Genomic DNA, 20187 nt, shown 5'->3' with positions numbered 1-20187 from the left:
GCATGAGCACCAGTACCAGCGCCAGCACCGCGGCCGCGCCGCCGACCATCCTGTGCGTCGACGACGAACCGAATATCCTCTCGTCGCTGCGGCGGCTGTTCCGCCCGCACGGCTACCGCGTGCTGACGGCCGACGGCGGTGCGGCGGGCCTGGCCCTGCTCGAGAGCGAGACGGTGGACCTGGTCATCTCTGACATGCGCATGCCGCAGATGGATGGCGCGCAATTCCTGGCCCAGGTGCGCCAGCGCTGGCCCGGCACCATACGCTTGCTGCTGACGGGCTATGCCGATATCCAGTCCATCCTCGACGCCATCAACCAGGGCGAAATCTACCGCTACGTGACCAAGCCGTGGGATGAGAACGATATCGTGCTGGTGGTGCGACACGCGCTGGAACGGCGCGCGCTGGAACAGGAAAAACTGCGCCTGGAAGCGTTGACGGCCAGCCAGAACGTGCAGCTGCAGGCGCTCAACGCCAGCCTGGAAGCGAAGGTGGCCACGCGCACGCAGCAGCTGAAACAGTCGCACGACGAGGTGCAGGCGGCCAATGAGCGCCTGAAGGCCACGTTCGTGACGACGATCAAGGTGTTTTCCAACCTGATCGAGATGCGCGGCGGCAAGCTCGTCGGCCATGCGCGGCGGGTGGCGGAGCTGTCGCGCAAGCTGGCGCAGGCGCTGGGCCTGGAAGGGCAGGAGGCGCGCGACGTGTTCATCGCGGCCCTGCTCAAGGATATCGGCAAGCTCAGCTTGAGTGACGATGTATTGGAACTGCCGGCCAGCGCCTGGACGGGCGAGCAGCTGGCCGCGTTCCGCAAGCATCCGCTGCGCGCCGAACAATTATTGATGGCGCTCGACGAGTTGCGCGCCGTCTCCGTCATCCTGCGCTCGCAGCTGGAGCGTTTCGACGGCGGCGGCTTTCCCGATGGCATGGTGGGCCTGGCCATTCCCATGGGCGCGCGCATCCTGGCGCTGGCGTCCGACTACGACGGCTTGCAGATCGGCGCCATGGTGCAGCGCAGCCTGCGCGCCGACGAAGCCCGCACCCTGATCTACGACAGCGTCGGCAAGCGCTACGACCCGGCCGTGGTGGCCGCTTTCCGCAGCATCATGGAAGAGACGGAGCCGCCGGCGCGCGACCTGACCGTGCTGTCAGGCCAGCTGGAACCGGGCATGACGCTGTCGCGCGACCTGATCAGCCGCGATGGCCTGATGCTGCTGGCGGCCGAACACGTGCTGACGGCCCGCGTGATTGCCCAGTTGCTCGATTTCGAAGGCAAGAATGGCGGGCGCCTGAGCATCCGCGTGTACGCGCCCGTCAAGGAAGCCTAGGCGTTCGTGGCGGTGGGCGGCTGCAGCGGCAGGTGCACGGTAAAGCGCGTGCCCTGGCCCACTTCGGACGCCACCTCGATGCGCCCGCCATGCTTGTTGACGATGCCGTACGACAGCGACAGCCCCAGGCCCGTGCCGCTGCCCACCGCCTTGGTGGTAAAGAATGGCTCGAAGATGCGGTTCAGGTGCTCCGGTGGGATGCCGGCGCCCGTGTCGCCGATTTCCACCCACACCCAGTCGCCCGCGTGGCCCGTGCGGATGCTGATCACGCCGTCGCTGCTGATGGCCTGGCCCGCGTTGACGAGCAGGTTCATGAACACCTGGTTCAGCTGCGACGCCAGGCACAGTATCGGCGGCAGTTCGCCATACTGTTTCTCGATGCGCGCCTTGTATTTCAATTCGTTGGCGACGATATTGAGGGTGCTGTCCAGGCCCGCGTGCAGGCTGGCCACTTGCCAGTCCGTCTCGCCCACATGGGAAAAATCCTTCAGCGCCTGCACGATATCGCGCACGCGCTTCAAGCCATCCATCGATTCGCGCACCAGGTCCACCATGTCGTCCTGCAGGAAGGCCAGGTCGGCCTGCGCGCGCACCTCGGCCACGCGTGCGGCCAGGGCAGGGCCGTCGAGTGTCTCGCGCATCGCCGCTTCATATTGCCCGATCACGCCGAACAGGGTGCCGACATAGCCTTGCAGCGAACTCATGTTGGAATTGACGAAGCCGATCGGGTTGTTGATTTCATGCGCGATGCCGGCCGCCAGCTGGCCGATGGAGGCCATCTTTTCCGATTGCAGCAGCTGGTCGTGCGCTTCCTGCAACTTGCTGATCAGTAGTTGCTGTTCTTCGCCGCGCGCCTGCAGCATCGCTTCCATGCGCTTGCGTTCCGTGATGTCCGTCAGCGAGCCGATCACCTCGAACGGCACGCCATGCTCGTCGCGCACCAGACGCAGGCTGTCGTGCATCCACAGATAGCTGCCGTCGCGCACGCGGAAACGGTATTCATAGGCGCGCGCGCCTTCGACGAAGATCTGTGCCAGGCTGGAAAAAATACCGGGCGCATCGTCGGGGTGGATGTGGTCGAACCAGAAGTTGGGGTCGGCCACCATTTCCTCGGGCGGGTAGCCCAGCACATTCAAGGCATTGTTGCTGACAAAGGTCATCTTGAAGTCGCCGCTGGGCACGGTGCAATAGATGATGGAGGGCGTATTGTCGAGCAGGTATTGCAGGCGTACGGCCGTGGCGGCCGGCGTGCCATCGCCAGGTGGCCCCTCGCCGTGCTTGCCGGCCTCGGGGTTGGAAAAGTCGAAATCCTCGAACTGCATCGTCACACCTCGCTGCCTGCACCGCATTGCCGTCATCCTGGCTTGATTATGCCTGATTCTGCCTGCTCTGGGTCCATCATCGGCACGCTCAGGGGGCCAGTGGCTGCTCGACGATCGCCATGCGCCGCGCAATGCGCTGCGCCGCTTGCGTGTCGCCCGCCTGTTCGGCGCGCAGGCGCTGCACGCCCAGCCACGCCAGCAGCGGGCGGCGCCAGCCCTGGTCCGAGGCGGTGGCCACGGCCGTGTCGAGCAGCTCCGGCGTGGCGCGGCCCGAGCGCAGCAGCACGCCGGCCGCCACCAGCTGCGACAGCGGATCTTTGATGGTCGCCACGGCGCTGGCGGCGGCAATGTCGGCGCCGGCACCGGCTGGCGCGCGCTGCGCTTGCGGCAGCAGGGCGATGTCGGACGCTTGCGCCTTGCCGGCCAGGTAAGCCGCATACGCGCGGTCGGCGTCATTCGCGTCCGCTTGCAGGGCGTCGAAGCCGGCACAGTCATCGAAGGCCAGGCTGGCCACGCGCGCGGCGCAACGCAGCAGTTCAATGCGTGCCACGAGCTCGAGCTTGCCCGTGCCGGCCACCTGGCTGCGGGCGCGGCGGAATTCCGTCTGTTCGACCAGGGCGTTGCCATTCAGATAGGCGGCCTGGAAGCGCTCGACGGAACTTTGCGCATTCATTTTCCAGTCCGGCACGGGTGGGCCGCTGGAACAGGCGGCAAGCGCTGCCATGGCCAGGGCAGACAGGAGGAGTTTGATATTTCTCATGGCAGTTTGATCTCCGGATTGCGCTTGAACGGCCATTTGCGGTTGATTTCATTGACCAGCTGTTCGACCTTGCGCAGATTGCTTTCCACGTCCGCGCGCAGCGGGCCCAGGTCGGCTGTCGCCGCCCTGGCGTTGGCGCCCACGGCTTGCGCCTCGACCAGCACGGCATCGACTTTTTTCAGGCTGTTGCGGGTGTCGGCCAGCAGCGCGTTCAGCTGCACGATGGTGGCCTGCGCATCCGTCATCACGCCCTTGTCGCCAAACACGCGCGTGTCGGCATTGGCCACCAGGCCATCCGTGCGGCGCGCCAGCTGGTCCGCCGTGACCAATAAGGCGTTGGCTCGCTCGACCAGCAGGCGCGACTGTTTGTCGTCGCCCGTCAGCAAGCCCATGGCGCCGCCCGGGCCGCTCAGCTTGCCGGTCACGGCCTGCACATTGCGCAGGGTACCGTCGAGCGGAGAATCGGTGCCCGTCAGGCTGCCCAGGTTGTTCAGCAAGTCTTTCGCGGCGGCCAGCAGGCGGGGGATTTCCGCCGCCATATCGCCCACCAGCAAGTCGCGCGTGGCGTCGTCGGGCAGCGGCGGGTCCGTCAGGATGCCGCTGTAGGCGCGCAGCTTGGCGCCGCCGACGATGCCACGCTCCAGCGTGAAGATGGAACTGCTGCGCAGCCAGTGCGCGTCTTTGCGCGGCACGTCGATGATGACGCGCGCGCGCCCGTCCGGCGCCAGTTCGATGCGCTGCACGCGGCCGATGGGAAAGCCGGAAAAGGTCAGGTCGGCGCCCACGCCCACACCGTCCGAATCGTCGGCCGTCAGCACCAGCGTTTGCGTGGCTTCGAAGGCGCCGCGCGCATACATCAGGTAGACGACGGAACCGACCACCAGCACGAACATGAAGACGAGCAGGATGGCCGCCTTCAGTTCGGCGTGGCGCACGGGCGGTGGGGCGGGCAGCACGGAATCTTGCGTGAGACCGGCGGGCGCCGTGACGTCGACCTGGTCGGGATTGGGTGGCTGGCTCTGGCTCATGGATTCTGGCTCTCGTATGGGTGGTTCGGGGATCGCTGGCGGTGGCGGCGGGGCATCAGTAGTAATTGCCCATCAGCGAAGCCACTTCGATCAGCAGGATGACGGAAAACAGGCGCAGCATTTCGGACAGGCCGTGCGCGGCCCATAGCCGGTTGCGCCGGCCGTGCGGCTCTTCCGGATAGTATGAGGAGGCCAGCGGGATCAGGGCCACGGCAAAGCTGAAGAAGATGACTTTGAGCATCAGGATCAGGGCCACGGCCGGATTGAAGATTTGCCCCACGACGCGCGTGTAGCCTTGCAGCGCCCACGGCGTAAAACCGTAGATGGTGACATACGCGAGGATCAGCGAGGTGACGCAGCTGACGATGGCCAGCATCCACACGGCGAAGATGCCCGACATGACGCGCGGAAAGTACTCGCGGCGCAGCAGGTCGACGCCCTGGCGCTGCATGGTGTCGAGCATGCCGGAAGAGCGCATTTGCGCGAACGCAATGCCGTCGGGCAGGGTCAGGCGCAGGGCCACGAACAGGGCGGCCGTCAGCGGTATCAGTTCCAGCACCAGCACGCGCACCACCATTTCCAGCGCATAGCGCGACAGGCCATAGCTTTGCGCGCTGACGACGACGATGCGTATCAGCACCAGGCTGACCAGCGCGCAGGCCACGCTGAACCACACGAGATTGGGCGCCGTGTTCGTCACCAGACGGTGCGCGAGGATGGGGCGGTTGTCGCGGTTGTAGCTGGACGGCGACAGGGCCAGCGAAAACACGAGGGTGGCGAAATGCAGCATGCGCCACCAGCTGACCAGCCAGGCCATGGTGGCCCGGTGCAGGCGGCGCAGGCTGATGATGAGGGAGACGGAGAGGGTCATCATGGCATCTTAACATTGGATGCGTTCGATACGAGCGATTGTCCAGTCGTGCAGCCGTGCGCGCGTGGCCCGCTATTGGCCGGCCACGCTGGCAATGATGGCATCGGCCGCCGCCCGCACGCGTGCCGAACGGTTCAGGTCCGCGTGCATGACCAGCCACACGTCGTAGCTTTCCGCCCGCTCGGGCCAGATGCGCACCAGTTGCGGGTCGATGTCGCCCAGGTGGGTGGCCAGCTCGGCCACGCCCAGGCCCGCGCGCGTGGCTTCCTGCAGCATCGCCGCCGAGTTCACTTCCATGGCGACCCGGGCGTTGGCGACGGATTCGCCGGCGATTTTTTCCCCGTGACGGGGCGTCACGGAATGGTGGTAGATGACGATGTCGTGCCCGGCCAGCGCCGTGCCGCGCACGGGCTCGCCCCGTTGCGCCAGATAGCTGGTTGAGGCATACAGGCCCAGGCTGCGCTTGACGAGGTGGCGCGAGATCAGGTCCGGGTCGGTGGGGCGCACGCCGCGCACGGCCAGGTCCGCCTCGCGCCGCGTCAGGCTGGCCAGCGCGGGCGCCACGTTGAGCACGATGCGGATGTCCGGGTGGGCCGCGTGCAGCTGCTGCATGGCGCGGATGACGAAATGGCTGGCCATGGTGTCGGTGGTGGCCACGCGGACCAGGCCGCTTAACCGGTTGTCGACGCCCTGCATCTCGCGTTGCAGTTTGTCGGCCGCCCGCTCCATCGCTTCGGCCGCCGTCAGCGCCAGTTCGCCGGCCGGCGTGGGCACGTAGCCTGACGGCGTGCGCAGGAACAGCGTGGCGCCCAGCGAGCTTTCCAGCGCGGCCAGGCGGCGCCCGCAAGTGGCCTGGTCGATGCGCAGCAGGGCGGCCGCGCCGCGCAGGGTGCCGGCCCGGCCGATGGCCAGAAAGATGCGCGCGTTGTCCCAGTCCATGAGTGCTTTTCGTTGAATGTTTGTGATGCATTTTTGCATCAAGATGCCGATTTTATGCCTGTTTACTGCATCGTGCAACGCTCGCATAATGGCTGCCCCCTGTCCCTGCAAGGAAATAGCATGTCTGTCACCACCCCGCGCCACCGCAACGGCTTGATCCTGCTGACCCTGGCCTTCGGCTTCGTCATGGCCATGCTCGACGTCACGGCCGTCAACGTGGCCCTGTCCGATATCGCGCTGGACTTGCGTATCCCGCTGACGGGCCTGGTGTGGGTGGTCGACGGCTACACCTTGACGTTTGCCGCGCTGCTGCTGGCCGGCGGCGCGCTGGCCGACCGCTACGGGCCGAAAGCCGTGTACCAGGGCGGCCTGGGCATCTTTATCCTCGGCTCGGTGTTGTGCGGTGTCGCGCCAGACGGGCATTTTTTGACGGCGGCGCGCTTGCTGCAGGGCGCGGGCGCGGCCTTGTTCATGCCCAGTTCGCTCAGCCTGCTGACGCACAGCTTCGACGACGAGCGCGAACGCACGCGCATGCTGGGCGCCTGGTCGGCGCTGGTGGGCGTGGCTGGCGCTTCCGGCCCCCTGATCGGTGGCATTCTCGTGCACCAGTTCGGCTGGCGCAGCGTGTTCTGGGTGAACGTGCCGCTGGGCGTGCTGGCCATCGTCATGGCGCAGCTGTTGCTGGCCGCGCCGGCGCGCCAGCCGCGCGATTTATCCATGTTTAGTCATGCGCTCGGTGTGGCGGCGCTGGCCGGTTTAAGTTTTGTCTTGATCGAAGGCCCCGTGCTGGGCTGGCTGTCGCCCGGCGTGCTGGCGGCGGGGGCCTTGACGCTGCTGTCAGCCTGGCAGTTGCTGCGGCGCGAACGCAGCGGCAGCCATCCGCTGTTGCCGCGTGAACTGTTTCACAGCAGCAGCTTTGGCGCGGCCAATGGCGTGGGTTTCTTGATCAATTTCTGCGTGTTCGGCCAGCTGTTTTTATTGAGCCTGTTCCTGCAGCAGTCGGGCGGCGCCGATGCACTGCAGTCGGGCTTGCGATTGCTGCCGATGATGGCAGCCTATACGGTGGGGAACTTCATGGCAGGCGGTATCGCGGCGCGCCATGGCACGCGCTTGCCCATGCTGGCGGGCTTGCTGGTGGGGGCCGTGATGGCCTTGCTGCTGATGGGCTTGCGCCCGGGCACGCCGTATGGCTGGCTGGCGCTGGGCACGGCCGTCATGAACGTGGCCATCGGCATCGCCATTCCCGCCATGACGGCCACCGTGATGCGGGTGGCCGGCAAGCGGCATGCGAACAGCGCGGCGGCGGCCCTGAATGCCAACCGGCAGATCGGCGCGCTGGTGGGCGTGGCCCTGATCGGCAGCATCCTGCACATGGTGCAGGACTGGTCGCTGCGCTTGCCGCTGGCCTATGCGACGATTGCCGTCGCGTATGGCCTGGCGGCGGGCCTCGTCTACCGGCACGTGCATTTGCCGAAGGCCGTGGCCGCTGCCTGAAGCAGGCTTACTGTCCGCGCGTGCTGCGCCATTCCACCAGTTCTTCGATGGTCAGGATTGGCATGCCATGCAATTCGGCGAAGCGTTCGATATCGTCGCCGCGCATCATGCTGCCGTCCGGGTTCATCAGTTCGCACAGCACGGCCGCCGGGTTCAGGCCCGCCATGCGCGACAGGTCGACCGAGCCTTCCGTGTGGCCACGGCGTTCCAGCACGCCACCGGGCGCGGCGCGCAGGGGGAACACGTGGCCGGGGCGCACCAGGTCGGCCGGCTTGGCGTTCGGCGCGATGGCGGCGCGGATGGTGGTGACCCGGTCGGCGGCCGATACGCCCGTCGTGACGCCGTCGCGCGCCTCGATGGAGACCGTGAACGGCGTGCCGTAGCGGCTGCCGTTGTCGGGCGACATGGGCGGCAATTCCAGCGCGCTGACGACGTCCGTCGGCAGGCACAGGCAGACGATGCCGCTGCATTCGCGGATCAGCAGGGCCATGGTTTCGTGCGTGAGTTTCTCGGCAGACAGGATCAGGTCGGCTTCGTTTTCACGGTCGAAATCGTCGAGCAGGATGACTGGAATGCCGGCGCGCATGGCGGCCAGGGCGGATTGAATGCGACCTTCCAGGTCGTTGGAAAGCAGGGTATAGCTGTTGACTAACATGGTGAAACGCTCCTCGCATAGGCGAAAAACGCTGCAGGGCAAGCGAATAGACGCAACTGGCCGCATCGCCGGAGCGACGGGACATTACACTACTGCACATCTTCTTTCATCCGGACTATACCGTCGGCTCTGGAGTCACACCAGATCTGCTGACCCTGCCAAACGACGTTTGACAGGCGCTCGCGGGCTTGACCGTTGCCGGTCTTACCGCCGGTGGGGAATCGCACCCCGCCCCGAAGACGTCGTTGTGCCGGTCCACATGACCGGCGGCAATACTTTAGCACAATTGAAAAAAAGGGGGCAGGGCACTGTTGAGTTTGTCATTCGGCAAAGTTGCCTGGGGAAAGCGGTTTTTCCTAAGCTGTTTTTAATGGCGGAAAGACGATTTCAGTGTAAGGTATGCCTACTGAATCTTACCGTTGAGAATACATGAAGCTGAGTAAATTACGCCTGATCTCGGGCGCTGTCTTGCTGGCGTGCGCCTGCATGGCCCAGGCAGAAATCCGTTTGACCGATCCCCTGCCGCTGGCACCAGAAGTGACCGTAGGAAAATTGCCGAATGGCTTGACCTACTACATCAAGAAAAATGCCCGTCCCGCCCAGAAAGTGGAATTGCGTCTGGTGGTGAAAGCCGGCTCCATCCTGGAAGATGACGACCAGCAAGGCCTGGCGCATTTCACGGAACACATGGCCTTCAATGGCTCCACGCATTTCAAGCGCAATGAGCTCATTTCCTATTTGCAATCGATCGGCGTGAAGTTCGGCGCCGACCTGAACGCCTACACGAGTTTCGATGAAACCGTGTACGTGCTGCCGATTCCGACGAACAAGAAGGAAAACCTGGAAAAGGGTTTTCTCGTGCTGGAAGACTGGGCGCATGGCTTGAAATTCAATCCGGCCGACATCAACAGCGAGCGCGGCATCGTGCTGGAAGAGGCGCGCCTGGGCAAGGGCGCCAGCGACCGCATGAACAAGGTGCTGTATCCGAAGCTGCTGAACGGTTCGCGCTATGCGCAGCGCATGCCGATCGGCAAGGAATCCGTCTTGAAAACGTTCAAGCCGGAAGCCATCAAGCGTTTCTACAAGGATTGGTACCGGCCCGACCTGATGGCCGTGATGGTGGTCGGCGATGTGGAGCCGAGCCAGGCTGAAAAGCTGATCCAGCAGCATTTCGGCAAACTGAAAAACCCCGCGAAACCCCGGCCGCGACTGTATGCGGAAGTGCCGCAGCGCTCGCAGACGGAAGCGCTGGTGATCACGGACAAGGAAGCGCCGGACGACACCGTCTTCATCCGCTACCCGATCCGCGCCGCGCAGGAACCCGTCACCATTGCCGACTACCGCCGCCAGATGATCGAAAACCTGTATGGCCAGATGCTCAGCGCGCGCATGCAGGAATTGACGCAGCAGGCGAACCCGCCCTTCATCCAGGGCGGCAGCAGCATGGGCAAGCTGGTGCGTGGCTACGAATCGTTCAGCGCGTATGCCTTGCTGGGCAAGGGCGGCGTGCAACCGGCCGTCGATGCGCTGGTGCAGGAAGATGAACGGGCGCGCCGCTTCGGTTTCAGCCAGGATGAGCTGGACCGCGCGCGCAAGAACATGCTGCGCAATTACGAGCGCGCGCATAGCGAACGCGACAAGTCCGATTCCTCCGGTTTCGTGGCCGAGTATTCGCGTAACTTCCTGGAGCAGGAAGCCATTCCCGGCATCGCCAATGAATTGCTGTACGCGCAGGAACTCTTGCCACAGGTGACCTTGCAGGAAATCAACGAGACGGTGGCCAGGGTGATTCCCGACCAGCAAAAGAAACTCGTCGTCTTCATGGGCGCCGAACCGAAACCGGGCGCCAGCGTCCCGACGCAGCAGCAATTGCTCGACGCCGTGGCGCAAGCCGAGCGGCAAAAGGTTGAGCCGCGCACGGAAAAAGTGCTGGCCAGCAAGCTGATGGACGGCCCACCGGCCGGCGGCAGCATCGTCGCTGAAAAGCTCAATAGCGCCATCGGCGTGACGGAACTGACCCTGGGCAATGGCGTGCGCGTGCTGCTGAAACCGACGGACTTCAAGAATGACCAGGTATTGATGGGCTCGACGCGTTTCGGCGGCCAGTCGCTGTTTGGCGACGCCGATATCTATAACGCCCGCTATGCCAGCGCCGTGGTCGGCAGCATGGGCTTGAAGGACCTGGCGCCGCTGGACTTGCAAAAGGTGTTGGCCGGCAAGACGGTCAATGTGGGCGCTTCGCTGGGTGAACTGAGCGAAGGCTTTGGCGGCTCGGCCAGCAGCGCCGACGTGGAAGCCATGCTGCAACTGGTGACCCTGTATTTCCATGACGTGCGCAAGGATGCGGGCCTGTACCAATCCTTCATCGGCAAGCAGCAGGACCTGGCGAAAAACAGCATGGCGCAACCGGAAGCCGTATTTTACGATGCCATCCAGCACGCCATGTTTGGCGACAACCCGCGCGTCGATGGCGTGCCGCGCCCGGCCGATTTCGACAAGGTGGGCCTGGAGCGCTCGCTGGACATCTTCCGCCAGCGCTTTTCCAGCGCGCGCGACATGACCTTCATCTTCACGGGCAGCTTCGAGCTCGAGAAGATCAAGCCCCTGATCGCCAGCTACCTGGGCACCTTGCCCGTGGCCGAGGTGCCGCACGCCTACCGCGACGTGGGCATGCGCCCGGTGGCAGGGATCGTCAAGAAGGATATCTACATGGGCAGCGAGCCCAAAAGCATGATTTCCATCACCTTCAATGGTGACGTGGCGTATTCGGACGAGCAAAAGCTGACCTTGCAAGCGCTGGGCGAGGTGTTGAACCTGAAAGTCATCGAAGTGCTGCGCGAAAAGATGAGCATGATCTATGGCGGCGGCTTCGAAACGTCCATGGGCCAGCATCCGTATGGCCATTATTCGGTGGCGCTGAACTTGCCGACGGGGCCGGAAAACGTGGACAAGGTGATCGCCGCCGCGTTTGCCGAAATCAACAAGATGAAGATGGAAGGGCCGTCCGTGGCCGACCTGGAAAAGGTCAAGCTGAACTGGATCACCCGCCAGCAGAAATCCTTGCGGGAAAATAATTACTGGATGAACCAACTGATGGGTTCGGTGACGCAGGGGCGCGATCCCGCGCAGATCCTGCGCTACGAGCAGCGCGTGCGCGCCATCACGCCGCAAGCCGTCAAACAGGCGGCGCAGCGCTACCTGGACATGCACAATTACGTGCAGGTGGTGCTGTATCCGGAACGTAAAAACGTTGCTTCTAAGTAATTTTCATTGTTGTATTGCAGGGGCGGCAGGGCGGCGAAGCTGTTAAACTGCAGCTGAGGAATGTGATCGCAATTTAACAAGCAAGGACATACGATGGCTAAGAAAGAAGAACTCGATCCGGAAACCCTGGAATTGATCAACTGGTGTATCGAGGTTGAAGGCTTCCTCGTGGCCGGCGGCGCCACCGTGGCACAGGCGCAAGACCACATCGAAGAGCAGGTCGAGTGGTTTACCGACCAGTTCTACGACGGCTTGACGCCGGAAGAGGCGGCCAAGGAAGCGCTGGCGTGATGCGCCAGTAACAAGCGAGCAGTAACAAAGCGGGCGGTGCCTGCCGGGCGTCAGCCTGGTAGCGCCGCCCGCTTTGCGTTTGCAAAAAGATTTCCATCAGGAAATTGTTTATAATTCCATGCTTTATTTCTACTCAGGCTCCCATGACACTCCGTTCGCGCATTCTTCTATTGTGTTTCAGCACCTTGCTCGGCATCGTCCTCATCGCTTCATTCTCCCTGTATTCCTTGCGCCAGACCATGATGGCTGAAAGGGTGGCGCAATTGACGGTGCTGGTGGAGTTGGCCAATGCATCGGTGGAAAAGGCGTATGCGCTGGAACAGTCGGGCAAGCTCACGCGTGAACAGGCCCAGCAGCAGGCCAAGCTGGCCATCGGCAGCTTCGTCAAGGACGAGATGTATTACTTTGTACGTGATTTCAGTACCGACTTGCTGTACGTGCATCCGAATCCCGCGCGCATCGGCACGCCGCAAAAGAATATGCGGCAGGCGGGCGACCGCTACCGGGCAGCGCTGGCCAACAGCCGCATCGGCCTGGTGCAGGCGGACGGCACGCGTCCCGGCGTGAAAGACCCCGTGGCGAAGATGTATGCGGTGGTGAAATTTGCGCCCTGGGACTGGCTGATCGGCACGGGCACCTACATCGATGACATCAACCACGAGTTCTGGGCCCAGGCCGGCGTGCTGCTGGCCATCGGCGGCGCGCTGATGCTGGTGGTGGGCGGCCTGGCGGCCCTGATGCTGCGCCGTATCCTGGCCCAGCTGGGCGGCGAACCCGACTATGCAGCCGCCATCGTGGCGCAGATCGCCAAGGGCGACCTCACCACGCACATCGACACGCGCCCCGGCGACACGGACAGCCTGCTGATGGCGATCAAGGCCATGCGCGACAACCTGGCGCACCTGGTGAGCCAGGTGCGCAACGATGCGGATGCCATTTCCACGGCGTCGGGCGAGATCGCCTCGGGCAACCACGACCTGTCGGCGCGCACGGAACAGCAGGCGGGATCGCTGGAAGAAACGGCCTCGACCATGGAAGAGATGACCTCGACGGTACGCCAGAATGCGGACAATGCGCGCCAGGCCAACCAGCTGGCCATTTCTGCCTCGCAAGTAGCGACCCAGGCGGGCGGCGTGGTGAGCCAGGTGGTCGAGACCATGGGTGCCATCAATGCCTCGTCGAAAAAGATCGGCGACATCATCGCCGTCATCGACGGCATCGCCTTCCAGACGAACATCCTGGCCTTGAATGCGGCCGTGGAAGCGGCGCGCGCGGGCGAGCAGGGGCGTGGCTTCGCCGTCGTCGCCAGCGAGGTGCGCAATCTGGCGCAGCGTTCGGCTGCCGCCGCCAAGGAAATCAAGCAATTGATCGACAGTTCCGCCGAGCAAGTAGGCGCCGGTGAAAAACTCGTGGCGCTGGCGGGCGAGACGATGGAAAAAGTCGTTTCCAGCGTACAGCATGTGACCGATATCGTGGCCGAAATTTCCTCGGCCAGCGCGGAGCAGAGCGCCGGCATCGAGCAGATCAATCAGGCCATCGTCGAGATGGATAACATGACGCAGCAAAACTCGGCCCTGGTCGAGCAGGCGTCGGCGGCGGCGCAGGCCATGAACGAGCAGGCGGCCGGTCTGGCGCAGATCGTCAGCGTGTTCAAGGTCGGTGCAGTGGCGCCGGCAGCGGCAGCGCTACAGCGCAGCGTGCCTGCGGCGCGACGCCTGGCGCGCTAAGCGGTTTTTCTGTCATGCAGGGAACTTATCCCTGGCTCACCTGTCCAAACTTTTTCGTCCGCAAGGGACGCACAGAGAGGTGAGCATGACAGACGGTTTTTCGTATCACGCGGCATTTGCCCGCAACCTGGGCTGGGTCACGCAGGCGGAGCAGGACAGCTTGCGCGGCAAGCGCGTGGCCATTGCCGGCATGGGCGGCGTGGGTGGCGTGCATTTGCTGACCCTGGCGCGGCTGGGCATCGGCGCTTTTCACATCGCCGATTTCGACACTTTCGATATCGCCAACTTCAACCGCCAGGCCGGCGCCATGATGTCCACCCTGGGCCAGCCCAAGGTCGCCGTGCTGGCGCAGATGGCGATGGACATCAATCCCGAACTTGAGATTAAACAATTTCCTGACGGCATACACGACAGCAACCTGGCGGAGTTTTTTGCCGGTGTCGACCTGTATGTGGACGGCCTGGATTTCTTTGCCTTTCCCGCGCGCCAGGCCACCTTCGCCACGTGCGCGCGCCTGGGCATCCCCGCCATCACGGCCGCGCCGTTGGGCATGGGCACGGCCGTGCTCAGCTTCATGCCCGGCGGCATGACGTTCGAAGAGTATTTTGGCTGGGGCGACTTGCCCGAGGAAGAAAAAGCCCTGCGCTTTCTCGTCGGGCTGGCGCCGGCGGGCTTGCACGGCCCCTACCTGGTCGACCCGTCGGCCATCAACCTGAAGGAGCGGCGCGGACCGTCGACCATCATGGGTTGCCAGTTGTGCGCGGGCGCGGCCGCCACCGAGGCGCTGAAAATACTCTTGAAGCGCGGCAAGGTGATGGCGGCGCCGCACGGCATGCATTTCGACGCCTACCGCAACAAGCTCGTGCGTACCTGGCGTCCCGGCGGCAACCGTCATCCGCTGCAACGCCTGACGATGGCCATCATCCAGCGGCGCCGCGCGGCGCAGGGGACATGATGGCACAAGCACCGCTGATCGCGCAGATCGATTCTGTGCTGGAAAACATTCTCGAGCAGGCGCGCTGGGCACCCAGCGGCGACAACACGCAGCCGTGGCGTTTTGAAGTCGTGGACCCGCGCCATGTCGTCGTGCATGGCTTCGATACGCGCAGCCACTGCGTGTACGACCTCGACGGCCATCCCAGCCAGCTGTCGCTGGGCGCCCTGCTCGAAAGCATGGCGCTGGCGGCCAGCAGCCATGGCTTGCGCCTGGAAGCGCGCCGGCACGGCGGCTTGCCCGACACCTTGCCCACGTTTGACGTGCGCTTTGTCGACAGCCCCGGCATGCTGCCCGACCCGCTGGCGGCCTTCCTGCCGCAGCGCAGCGTGCAGCGGCGACGGCTCAGCACGCGCCGCCTGCGCGCCAGCGAAAAGGCGGCGCTGGCGGCCAGCTTGCCGCCCGGCTACAGCGTGCAGTGGTTCGAAGGCTGGCGCCTGCGCCTGGCCTGCGCTCGCCTGATGTTCAACAATGCGAAGCTGCGCCTGACCATGCCCGAAGCGCACAAGGTACACCGTGACGTCATCGAGTGGGGTGCGCGCTTCAGCGCTGACCGCATCCCGGAACAGGCGCTCGGTGTCGACCCGATGACGGCGCGGCTGATGCGCTGGGTCATGCACAGCTGGCGCCGCGTGGATTTTTTCAATACCTGGCTGGGAGGCACCATTGCCCCGCGTCTGCAGATGGACTTGCTGCCGGGACTGTATTGCGCCGCGCATTTCGTGCTGCTGGCCGAGGTGCCGCCGCGTCACATCGACGATTACGTGGCGGCGGGCCGGGCCATGCAGCGCTTCTGGCTGACGGCCACGCAGCTGGGCCTGCAGTTACAGCCGGAACTGACGCCGCTGATCTTCGCCCGTTATGTGCGTGAACGGCGGGCCTTTTCGCGCACCGACGGCATGCTGGAGATGGCGCAGGAACTGGCGGCGCAATGCCAGGCCGTGCTGGGTGCGGTGGCGTTTGATCGGGCCGTGTTCCTTGGCCGCATCGGCGCCGGCCCGGCGGCCCAGGCGCGCTCCTTGCGCCGGCCGCTGCACGACTTGCTGGTGGCGCCGGTCAACGGGAGGACGCCTGTGTGAACGGCATGCGTTTGCCGGTTGCCGCAAAAAAAGCCGCTGAGGACATCAGCGGCTTTCAGATGGGATGATCGCATGTCAAGCCTGGCGCTGCCCGCCTTGCTGGCGGCGCGCAGTCATGCCCAGGCCAAACAGGCCGATACCGAGCAGGGCGATGGTGCCTGGTTCAGGTACAGCGGCCTGGAATAACTCCAGGCCGCCACCGTCGGCCATCGCGATGAAACTGTTGGTCAGGCTGCCGCCGATGAAGCTGTTCGTATTCCCGCTGAGGGACTCCAGCGGGAAAAACGGGTTGGGGTTGACGAAGAACAACTGTCCTTGCGGCGTCAATGTGGCGTTAAGCAAGGCCTTGAAGTCGCCCTGGGCCAGGCCGGCGAAAATGTGTGCTTCGCCCACGTCGAGCGTGTAGGTCACGATCGCATAGTCATCCCCGGAGACGCCACCCACATTCACCGGCGAGCCGGCGACGTTACTGACCGACAGTGACGTGTCCTGGTTGGGGTCGATGTACAAGGTCATGGTCAGGGTTTGAAAGCTGGCGTGGATCCCGCCAGCCAGAGAATCGGACTGGCCGGTGATGGTGAACAGGCCATAAATGCCATAGCCGTTGAGGGCGTTCAGTTGCGATGGAACGCTGCCACCAGTGGGACTGCCGAAAGCGGCCTTGCTCAGAAAGCCTGTTTGAGTGAAGGGATCGTTGCCGCCGCCTAAACCGCCAACGATGGTTTGTTCGACGCGCGCGTGATATTCAAAGCTGATGCGGTCGGCCACCACCAGATTGGCTGCGGTGCCGGGGACGGAACCTTCATTGACGGTAAACAAAGGACCAGCGAGTGCGGGAGCGCTGATCAGCGCGGCGCCGATGGTGGCCGCGGAGAGAGCGAGACGCAGGAATGAGGACAGCGTTTTCATGGCATTTCCTTCAGCGTGAGGGTGGATCGGACCAGGTCACTGTGGCGGCTGCCTCAGATAACCTCATACGCCCTTGAAGCAGAATTCGTACCATGTAATATTTGTCTTTGAATTCAAGAGCTTATAAAAACAGGCTTGTGCTTGTGTAAAAAAAATCGACGTTTTACCCGGCCCATGGCGCGGCTCGCGGGCGCCAGTCTTTCCTGTCATCGGCTAGAGTGGGGCAAAGGAGGTCGCCATGCAACTGCCATCCCGTCGTGCCCCGCTGCGTGCGCACAGCACGCCTGAACCGGATATCCCGCCGCCGCCCGAAGGCGATCCGCTGACGCCGCCGCCGGAAAAGCCGCCGCACACGGACCCCGTGCCCGTCGAGGAACCGGCGCCACCGCCGCCACCCGTCAAGATGGGCTGAGAGCAAGTCGTCGCACGCCTGAGCGCACCAGCGCGCACCTGAGCGGCGAGGCCACTGCCGCGCGCTGTTTATTTCTGGTCGGAAATGGATTGCGCGGGCGGCGGGGCCATCACGCCAATTAAACAACAAAAATGCCAATAAACATTGCTGAGTGGATACAAATCAAGCGCTAACTGCTGTGTGTCATGTGGCCGTCACGATTCTGTTCTTATAATGAGACATCATAAAAATTCTTGTACAGGAGACCATCATGGGCAATTCCTTGCATAACAAAATCTACCTGGGCCGGCGCCCTGTGATCAGCAGCAAAAACCTCGCAGCGCTGGCCCTGGCGGGCGCCGTGGCTGGCTGCGGCCTGGCATGGCTGCTGCTGCGCAGCTACAAATAAGCGCACTTCACGCGCATTTTCAGTACGCCATCCATGGGGTGGGCGGCGACTGAATTACGTTGCCTGTTGCCGTTGCGCAGCGGGGCGCGTACCATGGGGGCCGAACACCTGGCCTTTTATGGAAAAGTAATGAAGAACGAGAAATTAACAACCGATGAATATGACGCGCTGGAGCAAGTTGCACGCGGCATCAAGACCGAGCGCCCCAGTGCTTGCGTTGCCCGCAATGCCAAGCGCCTGTCCGGCCTGAAGCTGCTCAGCTATGCACGCGATGGCCGTTTGTCCATCACCGAGAAAGCACAACAGCTGCTGTTCCTGCGCCGCTGCATCATGGGGCTGCGCGCCGTCGCCGCCGATCCGCTGACCAGGCTGGAATCGGACGTGGCCTATTTCCTGGGCAAGAAAGCCCACATCGTGGCGCGCGCGGAAGGCGAGGGCCACGACATTTCCGACAAGGGCCGCGACTCGCTGGCCGATATCGATACCCTGGGCCTGTAAGGTCTGCACCGGCCCCTGGGGCCGGTTTTCACATCCCCACTCTTTTTCTTATTTCCCCCTTGGAGAACACTTTGGACAGCGCGATGAACTGGTCGGCCCACGAACTGACGATGACGGTCCTGATGACGCCCGATATGGCCAACTTTTCCGGCAACGTGCACGGCGGCACCATCCTGAAATACCTCGACAGCGTCGCCTACGCCTGCGCCAGCCGCTATTCGGGCAGCTATGTGGTGACCTTGTCGGTGGACCAGGTGATGTTCTTGCAGCCTATCCACGTGGGTGAACTGGTGACGTTCCTCGCCTCGATCAATTACACGGGCACGACCTCGATGGAAGTGGGCATCCGCGTGGTGACGGAAAACATCCAGCAGCGCCTGGTGCGCCACGCTAACAGCTGCTATTTCACGATGGTGGCCGTGGATGCCAACCGCAAGCCCGTGGCCGTGCCGCCGCTGGTGCTGGAAACGCCGGAGCAGCAGGTGCGCTTCGAGCAAGCCAAGCTGCGCAAGCTGTCGCGCCAGAAGGTGTCGAAGAAATAAATGCGGCGGACATAAAAAAACGGCCACCAGAGCGATCTGGTGGCCGTTTTTTTATTGCCTGCCGCCTGCTGGCGGCATGGTGCCGTGATTAACGGTCGCCGTAGCTGCGGCGTGCGCCGTCGGTGCTGCGCGGGTTGGAACCCTTGTAGCCGCCGCCGGTGCTAGGTGCGCCATCTTTGCGTGGTGCGCCTGGCTTGCTGAACGTGCGTTGCGCCGGCTTCGCGCCGCCACGGTTGTCGCCTGGTTTCCAGCCGCCTGGACGGGCGCTCGAACGTGGTGCCGACGCCGTTTTCTTAGGCTCGAAACCTTCGATGACATTGACCGGGATCAATTGCTTGGTGAAGCGTTCGATGCGCTTGACGTTCATGCCTTCAGCGTGGTTCACCAGCGAGATGGCCAGGCCATTGCGGCCAGCGCGGCCGGTACGACCGATGCGGTGGACGTAGTCTTCCGGGAACTTCGGCAGATCGTAGTTGAACACGTGGGTGATCGTCGGTACGTCGATACCGCGGGCGGCAACGTCGGTGGCGACCAGTACTTTGACCTGGCCACGGCGCATGCCGTCCAGGGTGCGGTTACGCGCGCCCTGATGCATGTCGCCGTGCAAGGCGGCAGCGGAGAAACCGGCGATGTTCAGACGGTCGGCGATGGTGTCGGCGTCGCGCTTGGTGGCGGTAAACACAACAGCCTGGTCCAGGGTTTCGTCGCGCAGCAGGTGGTCCAGCAGGCGATTCTTGTGCGACAGATCGTCGACGAAGTGGACGCGCTGGGTGATGTTTTCATGCTTGTTCGACGAACCGGCGATCTGGATGACCAGCGGGTTTTTCGTGATGCGGCGGGCCATGTTGCCAACCACGCCGTCCAGCGTTGCCGAGAACAGCATGGTTTGACGGCCTTCTGGCGTCGCGTCCACGATTTTTTCGATGTCGTCGATGAAACCCATGTCCAGCATGCGGTCGGCTTCATCCAGCACCAGGATTTCCAGTTGCGAGAAGTCGATCTTGCCCGAGTCCATGTGGTCGATCAGACGGCCAGGGGTGGCGACCAGAATCTCAGGATTCTTGGCCAGCAATTGCATCTGTTTAGGGTAAGGCATGCCACCCAGGATCGACACAGCCTTGATGCGGCGGATGCCGGTGCTGTACTTGTCGGTGTTGGTGGTCACTTGCAGGGCCAGTTCGCGCGTTGGCGTCAGCACCAGCATTTTTGGCTGGGCAGCCTTGAAGCGTGGACGCTCGCCGCGGGCGCGCGATGCTTGCATTTCCTGGTTCGGCGTCTTGCTGGCGGCGCTTTGTTCGGCGCTGGCCAGTTTGTGCAGCGACGGCAGCATGAAAGCTGCGGTCTTGCCCGAACCGGTCTGCGACGAGACCAGCAGGTCACGGCCTTCGATCGCGGCTGGAATCGCTTGCGACTGTACCGCGGTTGGCGCGGTGTAGCCCGATTCGGTCAGAGCGGCGATGATGGACGGATGCAGGCCTAAGGATTCAAATGTCATTCTTTTCTTTCGTAAAAATCAGCGTTCTTGCAAAAAGCAGAACGCAAAATAGCAACGCCAACCAAAACGAAATGACTCAACTAGAAAGAAATTTCGGCACAAAAGCTTTGCGCCGGGACGGTGTCAGGTGCGACACACAAGGCGGGAGGGCTTTATAAGCGGCATCCTGTGGATGCGCTAAGGCTTGCGAA

Annotated in this window: 19 protein-coding genes and 1 riboswitch; of the genes, 11 read left to right on the top strand and 8 right to left on the bottom strand. The window is 63.4% G+C overall.

Going from position 1 to position 20187, the window contains the following annotated elements; translation table 11 throughout:
* Positions 1-2 precede the first annotated feature (2 nt).
* Entirely contained in the window at positions 3-1328 is a 1326-nt protein-coding gene (locus O0882_RS00310; RefSeq protein ID WP_289944356.1) for an HD domain-containing phosphohydrolase, read from the top strand.
* On the opposite strand, the gene O0882_RS00305 is transcribed toward O0882_RS00310, so the two are convergent.
* From O0882_RS00305 to O0882_RS00285, 5 genes are all read right to left on the bottom strand, one after another.
* Positions 1325-2650, bottom strand: coding sequence for an ATP-binding protein (locus tag O0882_RS00305; RefSeq protein ID WP_289944355.1), 1326 nt, complete (start codon positions 2648-2650; stop codon positions 1325-1327). The genes O0882_RS00310 and O0882_RS00305 overlap by 4 nt on opposite strands.
* Before the next feature lie 88 nt (positions 2651-2738).
* Positions 2739-3410, bottom strand: coding sequence for a hypothetical protein (locus O0882_RS00300; protein ID WP_289944353.1), 672 nt, complete (start codon positions 3408-3410; stop codon positions 2739-2741).
* Positions 3407-4438 (bottom strand): MlaD family protein, encoded by a 1032-nt coding sequence (locus tag O0882_RS00295; protein ID WP_289944350.1) that lies wholly within the window; start codon positions 4436-4438, stop codon positions 3407-3409. Before O0882_RS00295 ends, O0882_RS00300 begins: the two co-directional genes overlap by 4 nt.
* A 55-nt stretch (positions 4439-4493) precedes the next feature.
* Entirely contained in the window at positions 4494-5309 is an 816-nt protein-coding gene (locus O0882_RS00290; protein ID WP_100876629.1) for an ABC transporter permease, read from the bottom strand.
* A 72-nt stretch (positions 5310-5381) separates the two neighbouring features.
* A complete protein-coding gene (locus tag O0882_RS00285) occupies positions 5382-6248 on the bottom strand; it encodes a LysR family transcriptional regulator (protein ID WP_289944348.1) in 867 nt (288 codons plus the stop codon).
* 120 nt (positions 6249-6368) lie between these two features.
* Here O0882_RS00285 and O0882_RS00280 point away from each other — a divergent pair, with 120 nt between their 5' ends.
* A complete protein-coding gene (locus O0882_RS00280) occupies positions 6369-7742 on the top strand; it encodes an MFS transporter (RefSeq protein ID WP_289944346.1) in 1374 nt (457 codons plus the stop codon).
* Positions 7743-7749: 7 nt separating this feature from the next.
* On the opposite strand, the gene ribB is transcribed toward O0882_RS00280, so the two are convergent.
* Positions 7750-8397 (bottom strand): 3,4-dihydroxy-2-butanone-4-phosphate synthase, encoded by a 648-nt coding sequence (gene ribB / locus O0882_RS00275; protein ID WP_096236482.1) that lies wholly within the window; start codon positions 8395-8397, stop codon positions 7750-7752.
* A gap of 94 nt (positions 8398-8491) precedes the next feature.
* Positions 8492-8642: riboswitch (FMN riboswitch) on the bottom strand.
* A gap of 184 nt (positions 8643-8826) precedes the next feature.
* On the opposite strand from ribB, the gene O0882_RS00270 reads away from it, so the two are divergent.
* The 5 genes from O0882_RS00270 (at position 8827) to O0882_RS00250 (ending at position 15752) form a co-directional block, all read left to right on the top strand.
* The gene (locus O0882_RS00270) at positions 8827-11661 is read left to right on the top strand and encodes an insulinase family protein (RefSeq protein WP_289944342.1); all 2835 of its coding nucleotides are present in this window, start codon (positions 8827-8829) and stop codon (positions 11659-11661) included.
* A 93-nt stretch (positions 11662-11754) separates the two neighbouring features.
* The gene (locus tag O0882_RS00265) at positions 11755-11952 is read left to right on the top strand and encodes a hypothetical protein (RefSeq protein WP_010399555.1); all 198 of its coding nucleotides are present in this window, start codon (positions 11755-11757) and stop codon (positions 11950-11952) included.
* 143 nt (positions 11953-12095) lie between these two features.
* Entirely contained in the window at positions 12096-13679 is a 1584-nt protein-coding gene (locus tag O0882_RS00260; RefSeq protein WP_289944340.1) for a methyl-accepting chemotaxis protein, read from the top strand.
* An 85-nt stretch (positions 13680-13764) separates the two neighbouring features.
* Complete coding sequence (locus O0882_RS00255) at positions 13765-14634, top strand: ThiF family adenylyltransferase (RefSeq protein ID WP_289944338.1); 870 nt, start codon at positions 13765-13767, stop codon at positions 14632-14634.
* A complete protein-coding gene (locus tag O0882_RS00250; protein ID WP_354670234.1) occupies positions 14631-15752 on the top strand; it encodes a nitroreductase family protein in 1122 nt (373 codons plus the stop codon). The genes O0882_RS00255 and O0882_RS00250 overlap by 4 nt, the downstream gene beginning before the upstream one ends.
* Before the next feature lie 75 nt (positions 15753-15827).
* Here the strand turns inward: O0882_RS00250 and pepA are convergent, their stop codons facing one another.
* On the bottom strand, positions 15828-16661 hold the full coding sequence (gene pepA, locus O0882_RS00245; protein ID WP_289944336.1) for a flocculation-associated PEP-CTERM protein PepA: 834 nt from the start codon (positions 16659-16661) through the stop codon (positions 15828-15830).
* Positions 16662-16899: 238 nt separating this feature from the next.
* Between pepA and O0882_RS00240 the strand changes: the two genes are divergently transcribed.
* The 4 genes from O0882_RS00240 (at position 16900) to O0882_RS00225 (ending at position 18501) form a co-directional block, all read left to right on the top strand.
* Positions 16900-17073 carry a hypothetical protein gene (locus tag O0882_RS00240; protein WP_289944333.1) on the top strand — a complete coding sequence of 58 codons (174 nt, stop codon included), beginning with the start codon at positions 16900-16902 and terminating at the stop codon, positions 17071-17073.
* Between the two features lie 250 nt (positions 17074-17323).
* Positions 17324-17461, top strand: a complete 138-nt coding sequence (locus tag O0882_RS00235) for a hypothetical protein (RefSeq protein ID WP_289944331.1) — start codon at positions 17324-17326, stop codon at positions 17459-17461.
* Between the two features lie 129 nt (positions 17462-17590).
* A complete protein-coding gene (locus O0882_RS00230; protein ID WP_071076464.1) occupies positions 17591-17959 on the top strand; it encodes a hypothetical protein in 369 nt (122 codons plus the stop codon).
* 83 nt (positions 17960-18042) lie between these two features.
* Positions 18043-18501 (top strand): acyl-CoA thioesterase, encoded by a 459-nt coding sequence (locus tag O0882_RS00225; RefSeq protein WP_096238581.1) that lies wholly within the window; start codon positions 18043-18045, stop codon positions 18499-18501.
* An 88-nt stretch (positions 18502-18589) separates the two neighbouring features.
* Here O0882_RS00225 and O0882_RS00220 read toward each other — a convergent pair whose 3' ends face one another.
* Entirely contained in the window at positions 18590-19996 is a 1407-nt protein-coding gene (locus tag O0882_RS00220; protein WP_071076465.1) for a DEAD/DEAH box helicase, read from the bottom strand.
* Between the last annotated feature and the right edge of the window lie 191 nt (positions 19997-20187).

Source organism: Janthinobacterium sp. SUN073 (assembly GCF_030397665.1).
In the GTDB taxonomy this organism is placed as follows: domain Bacteria; phylum Pseudomonadota; class Gammaproteobacteria; order Burkholderiales; family Burkholderiaceae_D; genus Janthinobacterium.
Note: the sequence above shows the minus strand (reverse complement) of the source record. Positions and strands in the feature narration are given on the sequence as shown.